Below are 17434 nucleotides of genomic sequence, written 5' to 3' on the forward strand. Positions count from 1 at the left end.
GGCCGCGCACTCCTCCAAAATCAGGAACGTGTCATGATTGGTGCTTCGCTGGGAGCCGCCGCATACGAGCGTGCGCCCGAAATCCCCGGCATTCTTGCTGGCGCTGGTCCACTCACGGACACGCGCCCGGCGCGCCTGTCGGCAAAGGTCGATGCGATCCTGACCCTGAGCGGGATTGGCATTTCGTTCGGCGGCGTCACGGCGCTGAGCGATGTCGATCTCGAGGTCAAGAGCGGCGAAATCCGCGCCGTGATCGGCCCCAACGGCGCAGGCAAATCCTCGCTGATCAACATCATCAGCGGCCTCTATCACGCCGACCACGGCAAGATCGCGATCGCCGGCCAGTCATTCTCCCGTGTGCCCGCGAACCGTCTGGCACGTCTGGGCGTCGCGCGCACCTTCCAGAACCTGGCGCTCTTTCCCGGGCTTTCGGTGCGCGACAACATCGCGTCGGGCCGCGTCCACACCAGGCGCGCCAGTTTTGTCGAACATATTGCCGGCCTGCCACGCGCCAGGCGCGAAGACGCTGCGATTGCCGAAAAGGTCGACCAGACAATCGCCTTCCTGCATCTGGAAACGGTCGCCGATCAGCTGGTCGCGACGCTGCCCTACGGCTTGCAGAAGCGGGTCGAACTGGCGCGAGCGCTGGTTGCCGAGCCGAAGATCCTGCTGCTCGACGAACCGATGGCGGGCATGACGGCGACCGAGAAAGCCGAGATGGCCGGGTTCGTGCGCGCCGCGCGCGACCGGCATGGCGTCACCATCATCCTGATCGAGCACGACATCGGGGTCGTCATGGGCCTATCCGACCGCGTCGCCGTGCTCGATTACGGCCGCAAGATCGCCGACGGCACGCCGGCCGAAGTGCGCGCCGATCCGGACGTGATCCGGGCCTATCTCGGCACCGCCGAGGGCGAGGATGGCGAGGGCATCTGATGAGCTACTATGATTTTCTCTTCGTTGTCGAAGTGCTGGTCGGCGGCCTGTTGTCGGGAGTCATGTATTCGCTCGTCGCCATCGGCTTCGTGCTGATCTACAAGACGTCGGGTGTGCTGAACTTCGCGCAAGGGTCGATGGTGCTGTTTGCGGCACTCACCTTTGTCAGCCTGGTCGAACGCGGCATCCCGTTTGCGCTTGCGCTGCTCATCACCTTCGCAGTCATGGTCGCGCTGGGTTTCACCATCGAGCGAACCGTGCTCAGGCCGCTGGTGAACCGCTCGCCGATGACACTGTTCATGGCCACGCTTGGCCTGTCCTACATCATTGAGGGCGCTGCCCAACTGATCTGGGGCACGCAGGTGCACGGGCTTGATCTCGGCATCGACGACACGCCCTTCGAGGTCGGCGGCATCCTGATCTCGTCGTTCGACCTTCTGGCAGCTGGCATCGCCGCAGCGATGGTGGCGGGCTTGAGCGCCTTCTTCTATTGGACCCGGATCGGGCTGGCGTTTCGCGCCGTCGCCGACGACCAGTTCGCGGCCCTTGCCGTCGGACTGCGGCTGCCGCGGATCTGGGGAACGGTGTGGACGGCTGCAGGCTTCGTGGCGCTGGTCGCGGGACTGCTGTGGGGCGCACGCCTCGGCGTCCAGTTCTCGCTATCGCTGATCGTGTTGAAGGCGCTGCCGGTGCTGGTGCTTGGCGGCTTCGATTCCATCCTTGGCGCCATCGTCGGCGGCCTCATCATCGGCGCCAGCGAAAAGCTCGCCGAGGTCTATCTCGGACCCTTCGTCGGCGGCGGCATCGAAGGCTGGTTCGCCTATGCGCTGGCGCTGGTTGTCCTACTGGTGCGCCCCTCCGGCCTGTTTGGCCAGAAAACCGTCGAAAGGGTCTGACCGATGGCCGTGCAAGCGCTCGATGCCGCAAGGGCTCCAATCGACTGGCTGAGCTTCGCCCGGAAATTAGCTTTGCCGGCCGTGGCGATCGTCGTCGTCTACGGCCTGGTCCCGGCCTTTGCGTCGAGCTATCTGGTCGAGGCGATCCTGCTGCCGTTCCTTGCGCTCAGCCTGGCGGCAGTCGGCCTCAACCTCTTGACCGGCTATTGCGGCCAGCTTTCGCTTGGCTCTTCCGCCTTCATGGCGGTAGGCGAGTTCGCTGCCTACAATTTCAACCTGCGGGTCGAAGGACTGCCGCTGGCGGCGACCATGATCCTGGCCGGAATTTCGGCCGCCGGCATCGGCGTCATCTTCGGATTGCCGAGCCTGCGCCTGCGCGGCTTCTATCTCGCTGTCTCGACGCTTGCCGCCCAGTTTTTCGTGCAGTGGGCGCTGACCAAGTTCGGCTGGTTCTCCAACGACAATCCGTCCGGGGTGATTTCTGCACCGCACCTTGCCGTAGCCGGGTTTTCGCTCGACGGCGCCACCGGACGCTATTTGCTTTCCGTCACCACCGTCATCATGCTGACGGCGCTGGTTTGGCGGCTGGTCAACAGCGCGACCGGCCGCAACTTCATTGCCGTGCGCGACAATGAAACCGCCGCGCGCGTCATTGGCGTGCCGGTGCTGCGGACCAAGCTGCTGGCCTTCGCCATTTCATCCTTCATCATCGGCGTCGCCGGCGTGCTGTGGGCCTTCACCTATCTGCGCACGGTCGAGCCGGCCGGCTTCAATCTAGACCGCTCGTTTCAGATCCTGTTCATCATCATCATCGGCGGGCTGGCTTCGATACGCGGTGCGTTTCTGGGCGCCGCATTCATCGTCGTCTTCCCGCTCGTTCTGTCTCGGCTCGGCGCCTTCGTGTTCGGCGGCCTGTTCGATTCTGGTGTGCTCGACATGAGCCAGCGCATCGTGCTTGGCGCGCTCATCATCATTTTCCTCATCGCGGAACCGAACGGGCTGTCGGCCCTCTTCGACCGCCTGAAACGACGGATCGGCTCAAGGTCCAGCTGAGCGCCGCTCGACATTCTCTCACGGACCCACCTCAGGAGACGCAACTCATGACCTTCTTCAGTCACCTCAAGAAAGCGGCGATCGCCACCGCTTTCGTGCTCGGCGCGACAGCCGTGCATGCCGACGAACAATATTTCCCGCTGCAGAGCTACCGCGTTGGCCCATATGCCGCCGGCGGCACCGGCTTCTTTGGCGGCTTCATCGACTATCTCAACCTGATCAACATCCGCGACGGCGGCGTCAATGGCGTCAAGCTGACCTGGAGCGAGGGCGAAACCCAGTACGAAGTCGAGAAGGGCGTCGAGGTCTACGAGCGGTTGAAGAGCAATCCCGGCATCGCGGCTTGGAACCCGCTCTCGGTCGGCATCGCCTATGCCATGATCGACCGCATCACCGATGACAAGGTGCCGCTGATCACCATCAACCACGGCCGCACCGACACCACCGACGGCCGGGTATTCCCTTACGTCTTCCCGCTGCTGCTCAACCCCTACAGCGAAACGTCGGGCATCGTGAACTACATCGCCTCCAAGGAAGGCGGCCTCGATAAGCTCAAGGGCAAGAAGATCGTCGTGCTCTATCACGGCTCGCCCTACGGCAAGGAGACGATCCCTATCTATGAGCTGCTGTCGCAGAAATACGGCTTCGAGCTGTCGCAGATTGAAGTTCCCCATCCGGGCAACGAGCAGCAGGCGCAGTGGCTAACCATCCGTCGCGAGCACCCCGACTATGTCGTGCTGCGCGGCTGGGGCGTGATGAACCCGGTTGCGCTCAAGACCGCGCAGAAGACCGGCTTCCCGGCCGATCATATCGTCGGCAATGTTTGGTCCAACTCCGAAGAGGACGTCATCCCCGCCGGCGACGCCGCCAAGGGCTACACCGCCATCACCACCCAGGCGTCTGGCGCCGACTATCCGGTCGTCAAGGAGATCGTCAAGACGGTCTACGACGCCGGCAAGGGCAATCTCGAGGACAAGAGCCGCATCGGCTCGGTCTACCACAATCTCGGCATCGTCAACGGCATCCTCAATGTCGAAGCCATCCGCATCGCCCAGGCCAAGTTCGGCAATCGCACGCTGACCGGCGACGAGGTTCGCTGGGGCTTCGAACATCTCAAGCTCGACCCGGCGCGCGTCGAGGCGCTCGGTGCCAAGGACCTGTTCCACTCGATCAACGTCTCCTGGGACAATCACGAGGGTGATGGCTACGTGACCTTCCAGCAGTGGGACGGCAAGAAGTGGAACGTCGTGTCTGACTGGATCGCGCCGGACTGGAAGCTGCTTCGCCCGATCATCGAGAAGTCGTCCGAGACCTACGCCAAGGAAAAGGGCCTCAAGATCCGCACGGCAGAAGACGCCGATGCGGTGGTCAGCAACTGAGTTTGACGAACCCACGGCCGGCCCACGGGCCGGCCGTGCCATCCATATTCCCAGCGGAGTTATCGATGTCCAGCCCAGAAAATCCGATCCTGTCGGTCAGCCGCGTCGAGGCCGTCTACAACGGCGCCATCGCCGCCCTGCATGGCGTCGACCTCTCGGTCGGCAAGGGCGAGATCGTGGCGCTGCTCGGCTCCAATGGCGCCGGCAAGACGACGCTGTTGCGCGCCGTATCCAATCTTCTGCCGGCCGAGCGTGGTTCCGTCACCGCCGGCCGAATCCTTTTCGATGGCGAGGAAGTTTCAAGGGCAAGCCCCTCGCACCTTGTCCGCAAGGGCCTGGTCCAGGTTCTCGAGGGTCGGCACTGTTTCCGCTCGCTGACGGTCGAGGAGAACCTTCTGACCGGTGCGCTCGGGCGCTCGTCCTCGCGCGTTGGCGTGAAGGCCGACCTTGAGCGTGTCTACGCGCTGTTTCCGAGGCTTCTCGAGAAACGGCGCACGCGGTCCGGCCTCACCTCCGGCGGCGAGCAGCAGATGACGGCGATCGGTCGCGGACTGATGTCGCGGCCGAAACTCTTCGTGCTCGACGAGCCCTCGATGGGGCTCGCGCCGCTGATCGTCGACGAGATCTTCAGCGCCTTGAAGCGGCTCAATCGGGACGAAGATCTTTCGATCCTTGTCGCCGAGCAGAATTCGGCGGTGGCGCTGAAATATGCTGATCGTGCCACCGTCCTCCAAAACGGCAAAAGCGTGCTGGAAGGGTCGGCTGCCGACCTGCGCCAGCGCGACGACATCAAGACCTATTATCTCGGCGGCGCGCCGCTTCCATCGCAACACTTCCCCCAGGAGACTGCAGCATGACCATCCAATCCAAGCAGCCGTCCGACGCGCGCGTCGCCGTGCCTCCAGTGGAGCGCCCGTCGGCCAAGGCGCATATCATCAAGACCGATGCCGAGGCGATCGCCATCGCCGAAAAACTTGCCATTGAATTCGCCAGGGAAGCGTCGAAGCGGGACCGCGAGCGCATCTGGCCGAAGGAAGAGCTCGATGCGTTTTCGCAGAGCGGCCTGTGGTCGATCAATGTGCCGAAGGCCTATGGCGGGCCGGAGGTGTCCTATGTGACGCTGTCGAAGGTGATCACCATCATCTCGACGGCTGATCCCTCGCTTGGCCAGATTCCGCAGAACCATCTCGGCGTGGTCGCCGCCATCCGCACGGTTTCGGACGAGGCGCAGAAAAAGCTGCTCTTCGCCGAGGCACTGTCCGGCACGCGCTTTGGCAACGCGTTTTCCGAGTTCGGCTCCAAGCGTGCCGCAGACTTCGAGACCAAGTTTGTCGATGCCGGTGACCATGTCGTGGTCAACGGCCAGAAATTCTATTCAAGCGGCGCCCTGCTCGCCCATCTGGTGCCGATTGTGGCGCTCGATGACGAGGGGCGCGCCTGGTATGCCATCGCCGATCGCGGGGCGCCCGGACTGACCGTCATCGATGACTGGTCGAGCTTCGGCCAGAAGACGACGCTCTCCGGCACGGTCCTGCTCGACAATGTGAAGGTGGCGAAGACGCATCTCGTCCCCGGCTACAAGGGGTACGACAAACCGACAGCCGACGGACCCATCTTCCAGATCATCCAGGCGGCGGTCGATCTCGGCATCGCCAAGGCGGCGATCGACGAGACGGTCAGCTTCGTGCGCACCAGGTCGCGCGCGTGGATCGACAGCGGCGTCGATAATGCCTGGCAGGATCCCTATACGATCCAGGCGATCGGCGACCTTCGCCTGCGCGCCAATGCGGCCGAGGCTATTCTGGAAAAGGCCGGCCTTGCGGTCGACCGCGCCGTGGCCGATCCTAACGAGAAGACGGTCGCGGAGGCGCAGATCGCGGTCGCCGAATCCAAGATCCTCACCACCGAGATCGCCATCACCGCCACCAACAAACTGTTCGAACTCGCCGGCACGCGGTCCACGCTGGCCGAGCACAATCTCGACCGCCACTGGCGCAATGCGCGCACCCACACCCTGCACGATCCCGTCCGCTGGAAATACGCGATCGTCGGCAACTATTACCTGAACGAGGTCAACCCGCCCCTCCACGCCTGGAGCTGAGCGGGAACGCCGTAAAGTCACAAAGGACTATTCATGAGCACTGCCACCCCCGACAGGATCAAGGTCCTGTGGTTCTTGCCCACCCATGGCGACAGCCGCTATCTCGGCACCTCCGAGGGCGGCAGGGCGGTCGACCTGCCCTATCTCACCCAGGTCGCCAAGGCGGCCGACGCCATCGGCTATTATGGCGCGCTGCTGCCGACCGGGCGCAGTTGCGAAGACAGCTGGGTGGTGGCGTCGGCGTTGGCGCCGCTGACGCAACGACTTCGCTTTCTCGTTGCGGTCCGTCCAGGGCTGCAGTCGCCGACGCTCGCCGCGCGCATGACCTCGACGCTCGACCGCATTTCGGGCGGGCGCTTGCTGATCAACGTGGTCACGGGCGGCGATCCGGTCGAGAACAAGGGCGATGGCATATTCCTCAGCCATGACGAGCGTTATGAGGTGACGCGGGAATTTCTCGACATCTACAAGGCCGTGCTCAGCGGCGAAACCGTAGCCTTCGAAGGCAAGCATTTCCGCATCGAAGATGGCAGGTTGCTGTTCCCGCCGGTGCAGACGCCGCACCCGCCGCTCTATTTCGGCGGCTCGTCGGACGCGGCCAATGCGGTCGCCGCCGAGCAGATCGACAAATACCTCACCTGGGGCGAGCCGCCGGCGGACGTCGCCGCCAAGGTCGAGCATGTGCGCGGCCTTGCCGAAAAGGCCGGCCGCGAAGTGAGCTTTGGCATCCGATTGCATGTCATCGTTCGCGAGACCAATGACGAGGCCTGGGCCGATGCCGATCGGCTGATCAGCCGCCTCGACGACAAGACGATCGCCGAGGCACAGAAGGTTTTCGCCCGCATGGATTCGGTTGGCCAGTCGCGCATGAGCCGGTTGCATGGCGGCAGCCGCGACAAGCTCGAACTCAGCCCGAACCTTTGGGCCGGCGTTGGCCTCGTGCGCGGCGGCGCCGGCACCGCCTTGGTCGGTGACGCGGCGACCGTGGCAGAACGGATCGACGAATACCGAAGGATTGGCATCGATACCTTCATCCTGTCCGGCTATCCGCATCTGGAGGAAGCCTATCGCTTCGGCGAACTGGTGCTGCCGCTGCTGCCGATCGATCACGAAATCTCGACCCGGCCGACGACGGTGAACATGGGACCGTTCGGCGAAACGGTGGCCGGAGATCATCGACCATCGGCGCTGCGCGCGAGCCAGTCTTGAGCGCTTCCCGCAGGGCTGGGAAACTGACGGTCGCCATCATTGGCGGCGGCTTTTCCGGCGCCGCAACCGCGTTTCACCTGGCGCGGCTGCTGCCCGCCGATGCAGCCGATATCGTGGTCGTCGAACCGCGCGAGGCGCTCGGCTATGGTCTGGCCTATTCGACGGCCGATCCCTCGCACCGCATCAACGTGCGGGCGTCCAAGATGACGCTGATCTCAGGTGAGGAGGGCCATTTTTCCGACTGGCTGGAGCAGACCGGCGCTATTCTGGACGATACGCAGGCCATTGCCGCCAGCGGCGCGATTTACCCGCAGCGTCGAGTCTTCGGCCGCTATGTCGAATCCCACCTGCAGCCCTTCCTGCAAAGCAAGGCGATCCGCCATGTCAGGGCCGAAGTTGCTTGGGTCGAGCGCAGTGGCGAGGGCTACCGGCTTGTCCTGTCCGATGGCGCAACGCTTTCCGCCGATGCTGTGGTGATCGCGGCGACGCATCCATTGCCGGCCCTCCCGGCGCCGCTGCGCAGCGTGGCCTCAGTCGCCGGATTGGTGGCCAATCCCTACGATCTCGAACGGCTGCAGGCGATCGGCCGCGACGACCGTGTTCTCATTGTTGGCACCGGTCTGACCTCGGCCGACGTCATTGCAGCCCTCGACCGTAGAGGTCATCGCGGCCGCATCACGGCACTGTCGCGCCATGGCTATCGCTCGCATGTGCAGGCCGCCATGCAGGGCGACCCGATAGGCGACTTCACCAGCCTGCCTTTACGCAGCGCCACGGTGCTGCTCAGGCGCATCCGGGCCACGATCGCGGCAGCGACGCGACAGGGCGAAGACTGGTATCCGGTCCTCGACGCTGTCCGGCGTCAGGGGCAGTTGATCTGGCAGGCCTTGCCGCTCGCCGAGCAGCGCCGCGTGGTGCGCCATCTTCGCGCGCTCTGGGACGTGCATCGTTTCCGCATCGCGCCACAGGTAGCAGTCGTGCTGGATCGCCGCCTTGACGAGGGGACGCTCGCTTATCGCGCCGGATCGATTGTCGAGGCCGAAGAGGCCGACGGACGTATCCGCGTCACGCAGCGGTCAAGGCGCCGACACGACCTCATCGTTGAGACGTTCGACAGCGTGATCGTGACGACCGGGCCGGCGCATGCGGACATTCTTCGCACCAACACGGCGATTGCCGCCCTTGGACATCTGGGCCTGGTCCGTCTTGACCCAACCGGCCTTGGTCTCGACACCGACAGCCACGGCCGCGCGGTCGGTAAGTCAGGTCACCCGGCCGACAATATTTTCATTAGCGGACCGCTGGCGCGCGGCAGCGTCGGCGAGCTGATGGGCATCCCTGAAGTCACCGCCCATGCCGAGAGCATCGCCACCGAAATTCACCAATTGGGTTACCAGACGGCGTTGCGTCGCAGGGCGTCGTGAAGGTGCAAACACGATGAGGCTATCCAGATGACACTAACCGAACGCATTCTGCCGGATGAAACCCGGATCTCCCTAAAATTTGCGATGCGACACCTGGCCGGAGCCGTGTCCGTGGTCACCGCAGGCATCGGCGACGAGCGGACGGGCGCAACAATTACCACAGCCCATTCCTTGTCGGTCGAACCGGAGGTGATGGTCGTCAGCATCAACCTGAGCTCGTCGACATGGAGCCATCAGCCGGCATCGGCACTTCTGCGTGAATGTGCTACGCGCCGACCAGATCGCGGTTGCCGACCGTTTTGCTGGTCGAGGCGGCCTCAAGGGGCAGGCTCGCTGCGAGGGTGCACGCTGGTCCACCCTTGCAAGCGGCGCATTGGCGCTCGAAGGTGCGCTTGCCGCGGTCGATTGCACCGTCGAGGATACCATAGTTCGCCACAGCCATGCGCTAATACTCGGCAGCGTCCGGCATGTGGTGAGCGGAGAGCCCGGTCCGGCACTGATCTATCATCACGGCGCCTATGGATCGTCGTGAGCGGGTTGATACGTGTCGTTTTCTGACAGCCATGAAATTCTTGGTCTCATTCAAGGCGGCGAAAGGAACGAAATACGAATTCTCCATAGCCCTTCGCCGAGACGCGCCGCACACACCCAAAATGCGAAAACGCGACCGAGATGGCGCGGGAGCACTATGTGCGATTGTTTGGATGTGAGCCAATACGGGCTTTGCGCGTTGTTGTTGAACTTGCGGAAGCCCTTTTCCAGCCAAGAGGCTTGAGAGGAACAATTCTTCCGTGGCGCGTAGCGGCCAGGCACTGCCGTTGGGCAGCCGATTGCGATTGCTACGGCAACGAAGAAGTCATGCCCGCGCGCATGCGGTGCTTGCCGTTGAAGGCCACGACCGATCTGCCACTGGCGCCCGGCGCCGTCGGTCGCTGCGGTCCAGAGTTGCCGACCAGTAAGGACAAGGCAAAATCTGGTGTTCTCGCGAAAAATGGCGACAAGGCGCGGGTCGCAGGACATCACGCCGAAGCCGAAGAAACGCTAGATTCGCGCCGGCAGCCCTAACTAGCGCTGGCGAGACTGGCATGTCCCGCAGCGGCTTCTTGCGCTTCGGCGGCACATAGGCATCGCTCCGATCTTCTGCTCGAGTGACTTAAACTAGGATTTGCAGTCGCCGTGTTTCTACGTTGTGGTTTCGGCGACATCTGTCGTTCGCAACATCAGTAAGTAAACCAGCTAAACGAAATCAATGAGAAAGATCAGGAAATTGCCCGGTCATTCAATCAGGAATCGTTCGCGTTGTCCTTTGCAGAAGGCCAGCGGATACGCCTATGGCTAGCGAAGGTCGTGCGCCTGTAGGGCGCTGTGGGGCGGCATTGTAGGCATTCAAGCATGAGCGGAACCTAATTTGCAGCCGCAAATTAATGTCCAATGAATGAACTCCCAAACCGGAGAAAACTCGTGCCTGACCCTCAACCTCGGCGGGGCTCCAACAAAGGTGTGTTGCTAGCGGCTGCAGCGCTGCTGTTTGCCTTTCTCGCTCTTATTCTGTTTGGGTTTTTTCAGTAAGTGCGCGCGGCGCCGGCTTCCTAGAGAGGGCAGAGCACCTGCCGACGTGATCTTCGATCGCTCGCGTCTTGCGGCGGGGCGACTATCCAAGCCGGCTCGGTTCGTCGCTCCTGACGGGTTCGGCGGTCCCACCACAGCAGGATGATCATTCGGCAATTTTTGGCAGCGCCGGTATTCAACTCACGCCCAAAGCGATTGAACTGAAGCTGGCCGTCGATGTCGTGACTGACGCAGCATGAGCCGAACAGGCGAGGCAAGCGCAAGCCTTGGGGCCCAACCTCAGACAGACGAAGCACGCTCGTGCAGTCTGGAGACAGCGCAACGAGTTATTCATTCGGGCGCCTTCGCATCACCAGCGGAACGAAAGAGTTAATTGGCGGTTTACTAGGGAAGGATTGCAGGACGAAAAACATTGAGGATTTCTGCCATGACAATGTTGTTCGAACCACTCGACTCTGAAGGTTACAAGCGCAGCGTGGTCTACCATGCCGCACGCTTGTCCATGCTCCACAATCGAATGCTGAAGCGTTTCGACAAGGTCGATAAAGCGGCTGAAAAGGTTGAAGCCGAGGTGGAGCTGTTTGATGAAGCTGTTCGCACTCTCTACGAATGAGCGGCATGTTGACCGCCGACGTTCCTGCTAGCGCGTATACGGGCGCGGGGTTCACCGTTGCGTCACCAGGCGATGTCGCGCCGCGTATTTGGGCTTGATAAGCACGATCTAATGTATACGATTCACCCAGCCGGCCTGGCTCCCCCGCCATCGGGCCGGTCAGGCCCGACGGTTCAACGCACCACCCCAAACGACTGTCGGGCCGCCAGGACGCTCACTGCGCAGCCGGGTTCATGCTTTGCCTTTTTTTCTCGAAAAGCGCGAGCTTGGTCATATAACCAATTCTGATTTTTGCATGGCATTGGGTGCAGTTGAAGTTGGATATCACCTTCAACCACGATCCCTTTTTTATGATGACATGAGAACAGTTTGGACATTCCAGTTCCAGGTACTCGTCCCCCATATCGTTTGAAATCGGCACTACGACACTCCCCAACAGTTGCCCGTGAAACTTGCGCTTCGAGATCGGCCGGCACCTCCGTGCTCAAACCCCGAACGTGGGTCCTTGGCAGATGTTCCGCAATCCGACCTCTGGCGACCGGGATCGGACCTAAGTCCAAATCGCCGCCAACAGGCCGAGAAGTGGAACCCCGGCGGATGCTTTTTGAACGCTGAATTTCCGTCCTCGCCGGTCGTAGTCCGCCGTCCTCATGGCCAAAGCGCCAATGTTGCCCTTTGTGAGACTGACCTCGTCCGGCCTACCAGGTCGCCAGGGCGCAACTCCGGTAATAATGCGGCGGAGCGAATGTCAGCGCGAAGCTGTGCGCAGGGACGCCAACTCGCTGACAGCAGCAAGGATGACAGCATCGGTTGCCGGCTTCGGCAGGAATCTGCAGTCGCGGAAAGCCGCGGGAACGTCGGCGGGGCCAAATCCCGACAAGAAGGCAAAGGGGATGCCTCGCGCCTGCAATATCCTCGCCACCGGCAGACCCGTTTCACCGTTCAGCTGGATGTCTAGCAACGCCACGTCAATCTTGTCCGATTCGACAAGACGCAGAGCGGCGGATACCGACGGCACAGGTCCGACCACCTGATAACCGGCGCGACGCAGCCGCGCGGCAGTGTCCTGCGCGACTAGCCATTGATCCTCAACAATCAGAACACTCACGCTTTCGCTCACGGCCCCTCTCTGCGATTGACCGGAAATGAGATGTCGATCCGAGACCTTCGGACAGTTGTTTCGACATGTCCGCAAACCTATAGGTAACCTCTCCATGCAGCAAGGTGAGGCTGATGCTGGAGCGGAGGCGCTTCCACCGACCACTTGCTGAATTACCGGAGCCGAAGATTAGCGCGTCAATGGAGCTGCGGTCCGCGCCTCCGCTCCATCAGAGTTGGATAGGCGTTTGTCCCTCTCCACGATCCACAAAATCTAAAAGCCGCCGTACCGCGCCATTGGCTCTTCAAAGCATGAGCAGCACCTCTCTCTCCATCTTGGGCGACCTGAGATTGCAATCGGTCAATGAGCGTCAGAAGTGCGATGCACCGAGTTTGTGCCTGCAGTTTTTCGAAGGAAAGGCTTGAGAATTCATGATTTCGGAGCAGGTTTGGCTGGCGCATGAGCGCCGCAGATCTATACTGGGGAGATCAAGCGATGGGGTCGGCCATGAGCAAAGAGTTCAGTGTAGCTGATGCCTATGGCGCCGGCCGCGCCATGTTCATGGGACTTGAACTGCTGGTTTCGCCCGGTGCGCTCGTCCCCAGACCTGAGACCGAGTTGCTCGGCAAGACCGCGCTTGGTGTGTTGCATCAGATGAACCTGCCGGCTCCGCGCATAGTTGATATGTGCTGCGGCACTGGGAATCTGGCGTGCGCGATCGCCTACCATGTGCCCAGCGCCCTTGTCTGGGCAAGCGATCTCACCGATGAATGCGTCGAAACGGCACGCCGCAACACCTCACATCACGGCATGGCTGAGCGTCTTTCGGTGCTTCAGGGCGACTTGTTCGACTCTCTCATCGGCCTTGGGCTAGACGGAACTATCGACGTAATCGTCTGCAATCCGCCTTACATTTCTGAAAAGCGGCTCGAGGGCGACCGCGCCCATCTGATCGAGCTTGAGCCGCGCGAGGCGTTCGCAGCCGGCCCTTACGGCCTGAGCATTCATATGCGCGTACTGAAAGACGCACCGCGATACCTGCGGCGTGGCGGCATCCTGCTCTTCGAGGTCGGGCTTGGCCAAGACCGACAGGTAGCGGGTCTGCTGGAACGCAGCAAGGCATTCGAGAACATCCGTTCGGTCTCGAACGAAGCGGGCGAGGGCCGGGTGGTTCTGGGGCAAGTCAAGTCGCAGGCATGAATCCTGCGACAGTCAGACCAAATACGGGCTGCTCTGGGCGTAACGCTTACCCATCAGTTCATTTTGCGGATGATGTATTGCTCGATCCCCTGGATGGAATCGAGGTTTTCAGGCAGAAGTTCGCTATCCTCGACGGTAATGCCAAAGGTCTCCTCGATGAAGCCGATAATCTCAAGCACACCCGTCGAGTCGACAATGCCTTGATCGAGCAAGGATGCGTCATCCAGCAATGCCTTGACGTCGCTGACGTAGAAATTTGAAACCAAGAAACTACGAATCTGCTCGCTGTAGATTCCGGTGCGTTCCTTGATGGTCAACATGAATTCGTCCTCCGTGGCGTCACCATTAAATCAGCGACTTGGTTCTGGCCCCGCATCATGACAGCGCCGTTTTCTTGAGTTTTCCCGTGTCCGTCATCGGCAGGTTCGCCACAACGACGATGGATTTCGGGACCATGAAGTTTTCCAGACGCTTCTGGCACTCCTTCTGCAGTTCCCTTTCGCCAATGGCTCTTCCATGCTCCATCACCACAAAGGCTTTCACCGCTTGCCCGAGGAGCTCGTCCGGAACACCGATGACGGCCGCTTCTCTGACTCCTGGAATGTCCATGAGTACGTTTTCCACTTCCCTTGGCGCCACCTTCTCGCCTCGCGACTTTATGATCTCATCCCCACGGCCAACGAAGTAGAGGTAACCCTCCGTATCCATCCGGCAGTAGTCGCCGGTGTATAGGACTTGCTCGCCTGGCAGCGGGCCGGGTTTGAGTTTCCTGGCCGTTGCCTCGGGCTTGCCCCAATACCCCTTCATCACCGTTGCGCCGCGAATGACGAGTTGGCCGACAACGCCGGGGCCTATCCGCCTGTCATGCTCGTCAACGATCCACATCTCCGTATTCGGGATTGCGATCCCTACGCTCAATGGCTTTCGCTCGAGGTCCTCTGGCGGCAAATAGGTGCAACGTTTGCATTCGGTGAGACCGTACATCGAATAGATGCGTGCACCCGAAAACAGCTCGCGAAGCATGAAAATATGCTTGAGGGGTAGGGCTGCCGCAGTGTTTGTGACGTAGCGGATGCTCGAGAAATCCTGGTCTTTGAGGGACCTGAGTTCGGAGAGCGCGGCAAAGATTGTGGGCACGCCGGGAAAGCCAGTAACCCCCTCCTGCCTGATCAACCCCAGGACCTGAGCCGGGAAAGCGAACGAGCGTTCCAGCACCAGCCGGGCGCCGGTACGAAAAGCCATGATCATCTGGTACAGTCCATAGTCGAAGGCGAGGGGTAGGACATTGAGGATCACCTCGTCCTCGGCAATCGCGAGGTAGGAAGCGATAGACGCGCACGCGGTCATCATGTTTCTGTGCGTCAGCATCACGCCCTTGGGTTCGCCCGTCGACCCGGACGTGTAGATGATGGCTGCCAGATCAACATCGATGCACTGCCGTGCCGGCGGCGTATCCGCGCCATTGGCGAGGGCGGCGTCCCAGCGCACGGCAAACGGCAGCTGGGCGAGTTCGACGTCGTCGATCGGTCCCGATACGATCACTCGCAGAAGTGACGGGCAGCCGCGCGCCGGCTCGCGGAAGATCGCGTGCAGATGGCCGTCCGTGATGAGCGCCGTCGGCCGGCAGTCGTTGAGCAGATAATCGAGCTTGTCGCTCTTGGTGAGCGGGTTGACGATGCACACCACCGCATTCGCCTTTAGCACCGCCCAGAAGCTAACCACCGTCTCGACGGTGTTGTCGGCGAAGATCATCACGCGATCACCGCGAACGACTCCGGATGCGGCCAGGTCCCGGGCGATCGCGTTGGCTCGCGTTTCGAGTTCGAGGTAGGTGACACGCTGCCTGTTGCACACCAGCGCCACCTTACTTCCGTGTCGGACGGCTGAATGGGCGAGGTAGTCATGCAGCAATGGTACGGCATCATGCAACATGCAGGCGCTCTTCCCGATGTTCGCAGTCGACGTCGACGCTGAGTGTGCATTCGAGCGTTGCACTGGGACAACCCGCGACGAACTGCTGATGAAGAAGTTGGGTCGACAACACGCCGACCAGCGCCATGTTGTCGGCATTGGACAGGTCGCCATCGCCAGTTCTGGCCTGGCATTTGGCAAGCAGGTGCGTGACCGCCTTTGGATCGAAGACATTCGCCTCGCGCAGGGCCGCCTGCGAAACCGCCTCGCGTGCGTAATCCGGAGCGTCTGCGCCGACGAAGCAAAGCGCGTTGGGCGCACGGAAGGGCTGCTTCTTGCGGGCTATGATCTCGGAGGGCAGGATGGGTGCCGCCATGCGCTTCAGCACGTGCTTCTCGTCGAGGCCGCGGAGTTTGAAGGAGGGTGGCAGCGAATTCGCGAGCCTCACAAGTTCATCGTCCAGGAACGGGAAGCGCCCCTCGACGGAGTGAGCCATCAGCATCCTGTCGCCTTGCGAGGAGAGCAGATAGCCCGACATCAGTGTTTGCACCTCGAGATACTGGTCCTGCGCAAGAGGGCTCCAACGGGCAAACTGCGCGGGCAGACGGGCGAGCAACTCGGACACGGCGTCGCGGCCCTGCGTTCGAGCCCGCATATCGGCCGTAAACAAGCGCTTGATGGCACTGGTGGTTCGCCAGCGTGTTTCATGGGCAAAGCCCGGCGCGTCGTAAGCGTGAATATTTCGCCCGAAGAACTGACGCGCCATCGCCTGCTGTTGCACCGGCGAGCGGGTGAGATAGGGGTAAAGGCGTTCCAGGAGCCGAGAGCGTCGTGTCGAAGTCGGGTGGCGCCCCCAGAAGCGGCGGACCTTGCCTTCGCGGAACAGGTCGTAGCCGGCGAACATTTCGTCAGCGCCTTCGCCGGTCAGCACGACCTTGATGCCACGCTCGCGCACCAGGTGCGAGAGCAGGAAGAGTGGCGCCGGGGCAGTCCTCAGGATCGGGCGTTCGGTGTGTTGGATTACCTCCGGAAAGATTCCGGCTATATCTCTGCGCGAAACGACCACTTCATGGTGCTCACTGCCGATCGTCTCGGCAACCATTCGCTGGAAGCGGGTCTCGTCATATTCGGCGTCGGCAAAACGCAAGGAGAAGGTTTGGAAGCGATCGCCCGCGAAGCGCCTTGCGAGCGCGGCCACAAGCGAACTGTCCAGCCCTCCGGAGAGGTAGCACCCGACAGGCACGTCGGCGCGCACCATTCTGAGCGCCGTCGCGGACTCAAGAGCGCTAGACACGCGGTCCACCGCGTCGTTGGAGGACCCGGGGAACTCGCCCTGCCGCGATCCGAAATCGTCGGGATAGGAAGGCTGCCAAAAAATCCGCTCACGAACGGTGCCATCCTGATAGATGCGGACACGACCCGGCTCGAGTTCGTTGATTCCGTGGAAAACTCCTTGCGGCGGAACGACCGTCCAGAGCGTGAACGTCTGATCGATGCCGGCGGGATCAAAGGCGCGAGGGATGGTTCGATCGGCCGCGAAAATGGCTTTCACTTCGCTGGCGAAATAAAGCCGGTGCGCATGCTCGCTGAAATACAGCGGGCAAATGCCGAAGCGGTCGCGCGACAATACGAGACGATTGGCCACTGAATCCCAGATTGCAATTGCCCATTGGCCGTTCATCCGCTCGAAGGCCGCTTCTCCCCACTCACGATAGGCGTGCAGCGCGACCTCCGTGTCGCTGCGGGTTCGGAAGCGGTGGCCGAGCGCCGTGAGTTTTTCACGCAATTCGACGTAGTTGAAGATCTCGCCGTTGAACACGATCCACGTCGTATCGCCTGTATCCGCCATCGGCTGCTGGCCACTGGAGAGATCGACGATGGACAGGCGCACATGCGCCAGCCCCGCGCGTCTGTCCCGGTAGAGACCGCGCCCGTCGGGCCCGCGATGCGCCAGCGCGCCCATCATCTGCATCAGCGCCTGCCGCGAAGGAGAAGCCGCTGTGGCATTCAGCGCCACGATTCCAGCGATGCCGCACATGCTCGG

15 protein-coding genes and 1 pseudogene are annotated in these 17434 nt (G+C 61.8%); 11 read left to right on the top strand and 5 right to left on the bottom strand.

All coding sequences use genetic code 11. The features are described 5' to 3' along the window. Positions 1 to 33: 33 nt before the first annotated feature. From X750_RS145285 to X750_RS11060, 10 genes and pseudogenes are all read left to right on the top strand, one after another. A complete protein-coding gene (locus X750_RS145285) occupies positions 34 to 936 on the top strand; it encodes an ABC transporter ATP-binding protein (protein ID WP_023706570.1) in 903 nt (300 codons plus the stop codon). After that, complete coding sequence (locus X750_RS145280; RefSeq protein WP_023706571.1) at positions 936 to 1832, top strand: branched-chain amino acid ABC transporter permease; 897 nt, start codon at positions 936 to 938, stop codon at positions 1830 to 1832. Before X750_RS145285 ends, X750_RS145280 begins: the two co-directional genes overlap by 1 nt. Before the next feature lie 3 nt (positions 1833 to 1835). Further along, positions 1836 to 2885: a branched-chain amino acid ABC transporter permease gene (locus tag X750_RS145275; RefSeq protein WP_023706572.1), complete on the top strand. Its 1050-nt coding sequence runs from the start codon at positions 1836 to 1838 to the stop codon at positions 2883 to 2885. Positions 2886 to 2932: 47 nt separating this feature from the next. Further along, a complete protein-coding gene (locus tag X750_RS145270; protein WP_023706573.1) occupies positions 2933 to 4264 on the top strand; it encodes an ABC transporter substrate-binding protein in 1332 nt (443 codons plus the stop codon). Between the two features lie 65 nt (positions 4265 to 4329). Further along, positions 4330 to 5121 (top strand): ABC transporter ATP-binding protein, encoded by a 792-nt coding sequence (locus X750_RS145265; protein ID WP_023748023.1) that lies wholly within the window; start codon positions 4330 to 4332, stop codon positions 5119 to 5121. Then, positions 5118 to 6365 (top strand): SfnB family sulfur acquisition oxidoreductase, encoded by a 1248-nt coding sequence (locus tag X750_RS145260; RefSeq protein WP_023706575.1) that lies wholly within the window; start codon positions 5118 to 5120, stop codon positions 6363 to 6365. Before X750_RS145265 ends, X750_RS145260 begins: the two co-directional genes overlap by 4 nt. A gap of 33 nt (positions 6366 to 6398) precedes the next feature. Continuing rightward, positions 6399 to 7574 (top strand): FMNH2-dependent alkanesulfonate monooxygenase, encoded by a 1176-nt coding sequence (gene ssuD / locus X750_RS145255; protein WP_023706576.1) that lies wholly within the window; start codon positions 6399 to 6401, stop codon positions 7572 to 7574. Then, positions 7571 to 8998 carry an FAD/NAD(P)-binding protein gene (locus X750_RS145250; protein ID WP_023706577.1) on the top strand — a complete coding sequence of 476 codons (1428 nt, stop codon included), beginning with the start codon at positions 7571 to 7573 and terminating at the stop codon, positions 8996 to 8998. The genes ssuD and X750_RS145250 overlap by 4 nt, the downstream gene beginning before the upstream one ends. 84 nt (positions 8999 to 9082) lie before the next feature. Further along, positions 9083 to 9530, top strand: a pseudogene (locus X750_RS1000000164830) (flavin reductase family protein). 1464 nt (positions 9531 to 10994) lie between these two features. Then, a complete protein-coding gene (locus tag X750_RS11060) occupies positions 10995 to 11180 on the top strand; it encodes a hypothetical protein (protein ID WP_023681021.1) in 186 nt (61 codons plus the stop codon). A 173-nt stretch (positions 11181 to 11353) separates the two neighbouring features. Here X750_RS11060 and X750_RS0133225 read toward each other — a convergent pair whose 3' ends face one another. Further along, positions 11354 to 11557, bottom strand: coding sequence for a hypothetical protein (locus X750_RS0133225; protein WP_155921622.1), 204 nt, complete (start codon positions 11555 to 11557; stop codon positions 11354 to 11356). A gap of 371 nt (positions 11558 to 11928) precedes the next feature. Further along, on the bottom strand, positions 11929 to 12300 hold the full coding sequence (locus X750_RS145240) for a response regulator (protein WP_023670881.1): 372 nt from the start codon (positions 12298 to 12300) through the stop codon (positions 11929 to 11931). A 486-nt stretch (positions 12301 to 12786) separates the two neighbouring features. On the opposite strand from X750_RS145240, the gene X750_RS145235 reads away from it, so the two are divergent. Beyond that, positions 12787 to 13479 carry a class I SAM-dependent methyltransferase gene (locus X750_RS145235; protein WP_023697126.1) on the top strand — a complete coding sequence of 231 codons (693 nt, stop codon included), beginning with the start codon at positions 12787 to 12789 and terminating at the stop codon, positions 13477 to 13479. 53 nt (positions 13480 to 13532) lie between these two features. Here the strand turns inward: X750_RS145235 and X750_RS145230 are convergent, their stop codons facing one another. The 3 genes from X750_RS145230 to asnB are packed head-to-tail and all read right to left on the bottom strand — an operon-like array spanning position 13533 to position 17428. Further along, positions 13533 to 13799 (bottom strand): acyl carrier protein, encoded by a 267-nt coding sequence (locus tag X750_RS145230; protein WP_023670883.1) that lies wholly within the window; start codon positions 13797 to 13799, stop codon positions 13533 to 13535. Positions 13800 to 13854: 55 nt separating this feature from the next. After that, the gene (locus tag X750_RS145225; protein ID WP_031243142.1) at positions 13855 to 15411 is read right to left on the bottom strand and encodes a class I adenylate-forming enzyme family protein; all 1557 of its coding nucleotides are present in this window, start codon (positions 15409 to 15411) and stop codon (positions 13855 to 13857) included. Then, positions 15401 to 17428 (bottom strand): asparagine synthase (glutamine-hydrolyzing), encoded by a 2028-nt coding sequence (asnB, locus tag X750_RS145220; protein ID WP_023748024.1) that lies wholly within the window; start codon positions 17426 to 17428, stop codon positions 15401 to 15403. Before asnB ends, X750_RS145225 begins: the two co-directional genes overlap by 11 nt. Positions 17429 to 17434: the final 6 nt, after the last annotated feature.

Origin of the sequence: Mesorhizobium sp. LNJC391B00 (assembly GCF_000502535.1) — a bacterium.
In the GTDB taxonomy this organism is placed as follows: Bacteria; Pseudomonadota; Alphaproteobacteria; order Rhizobiales; family Rhizobiaceae; genus Mesorhizobium.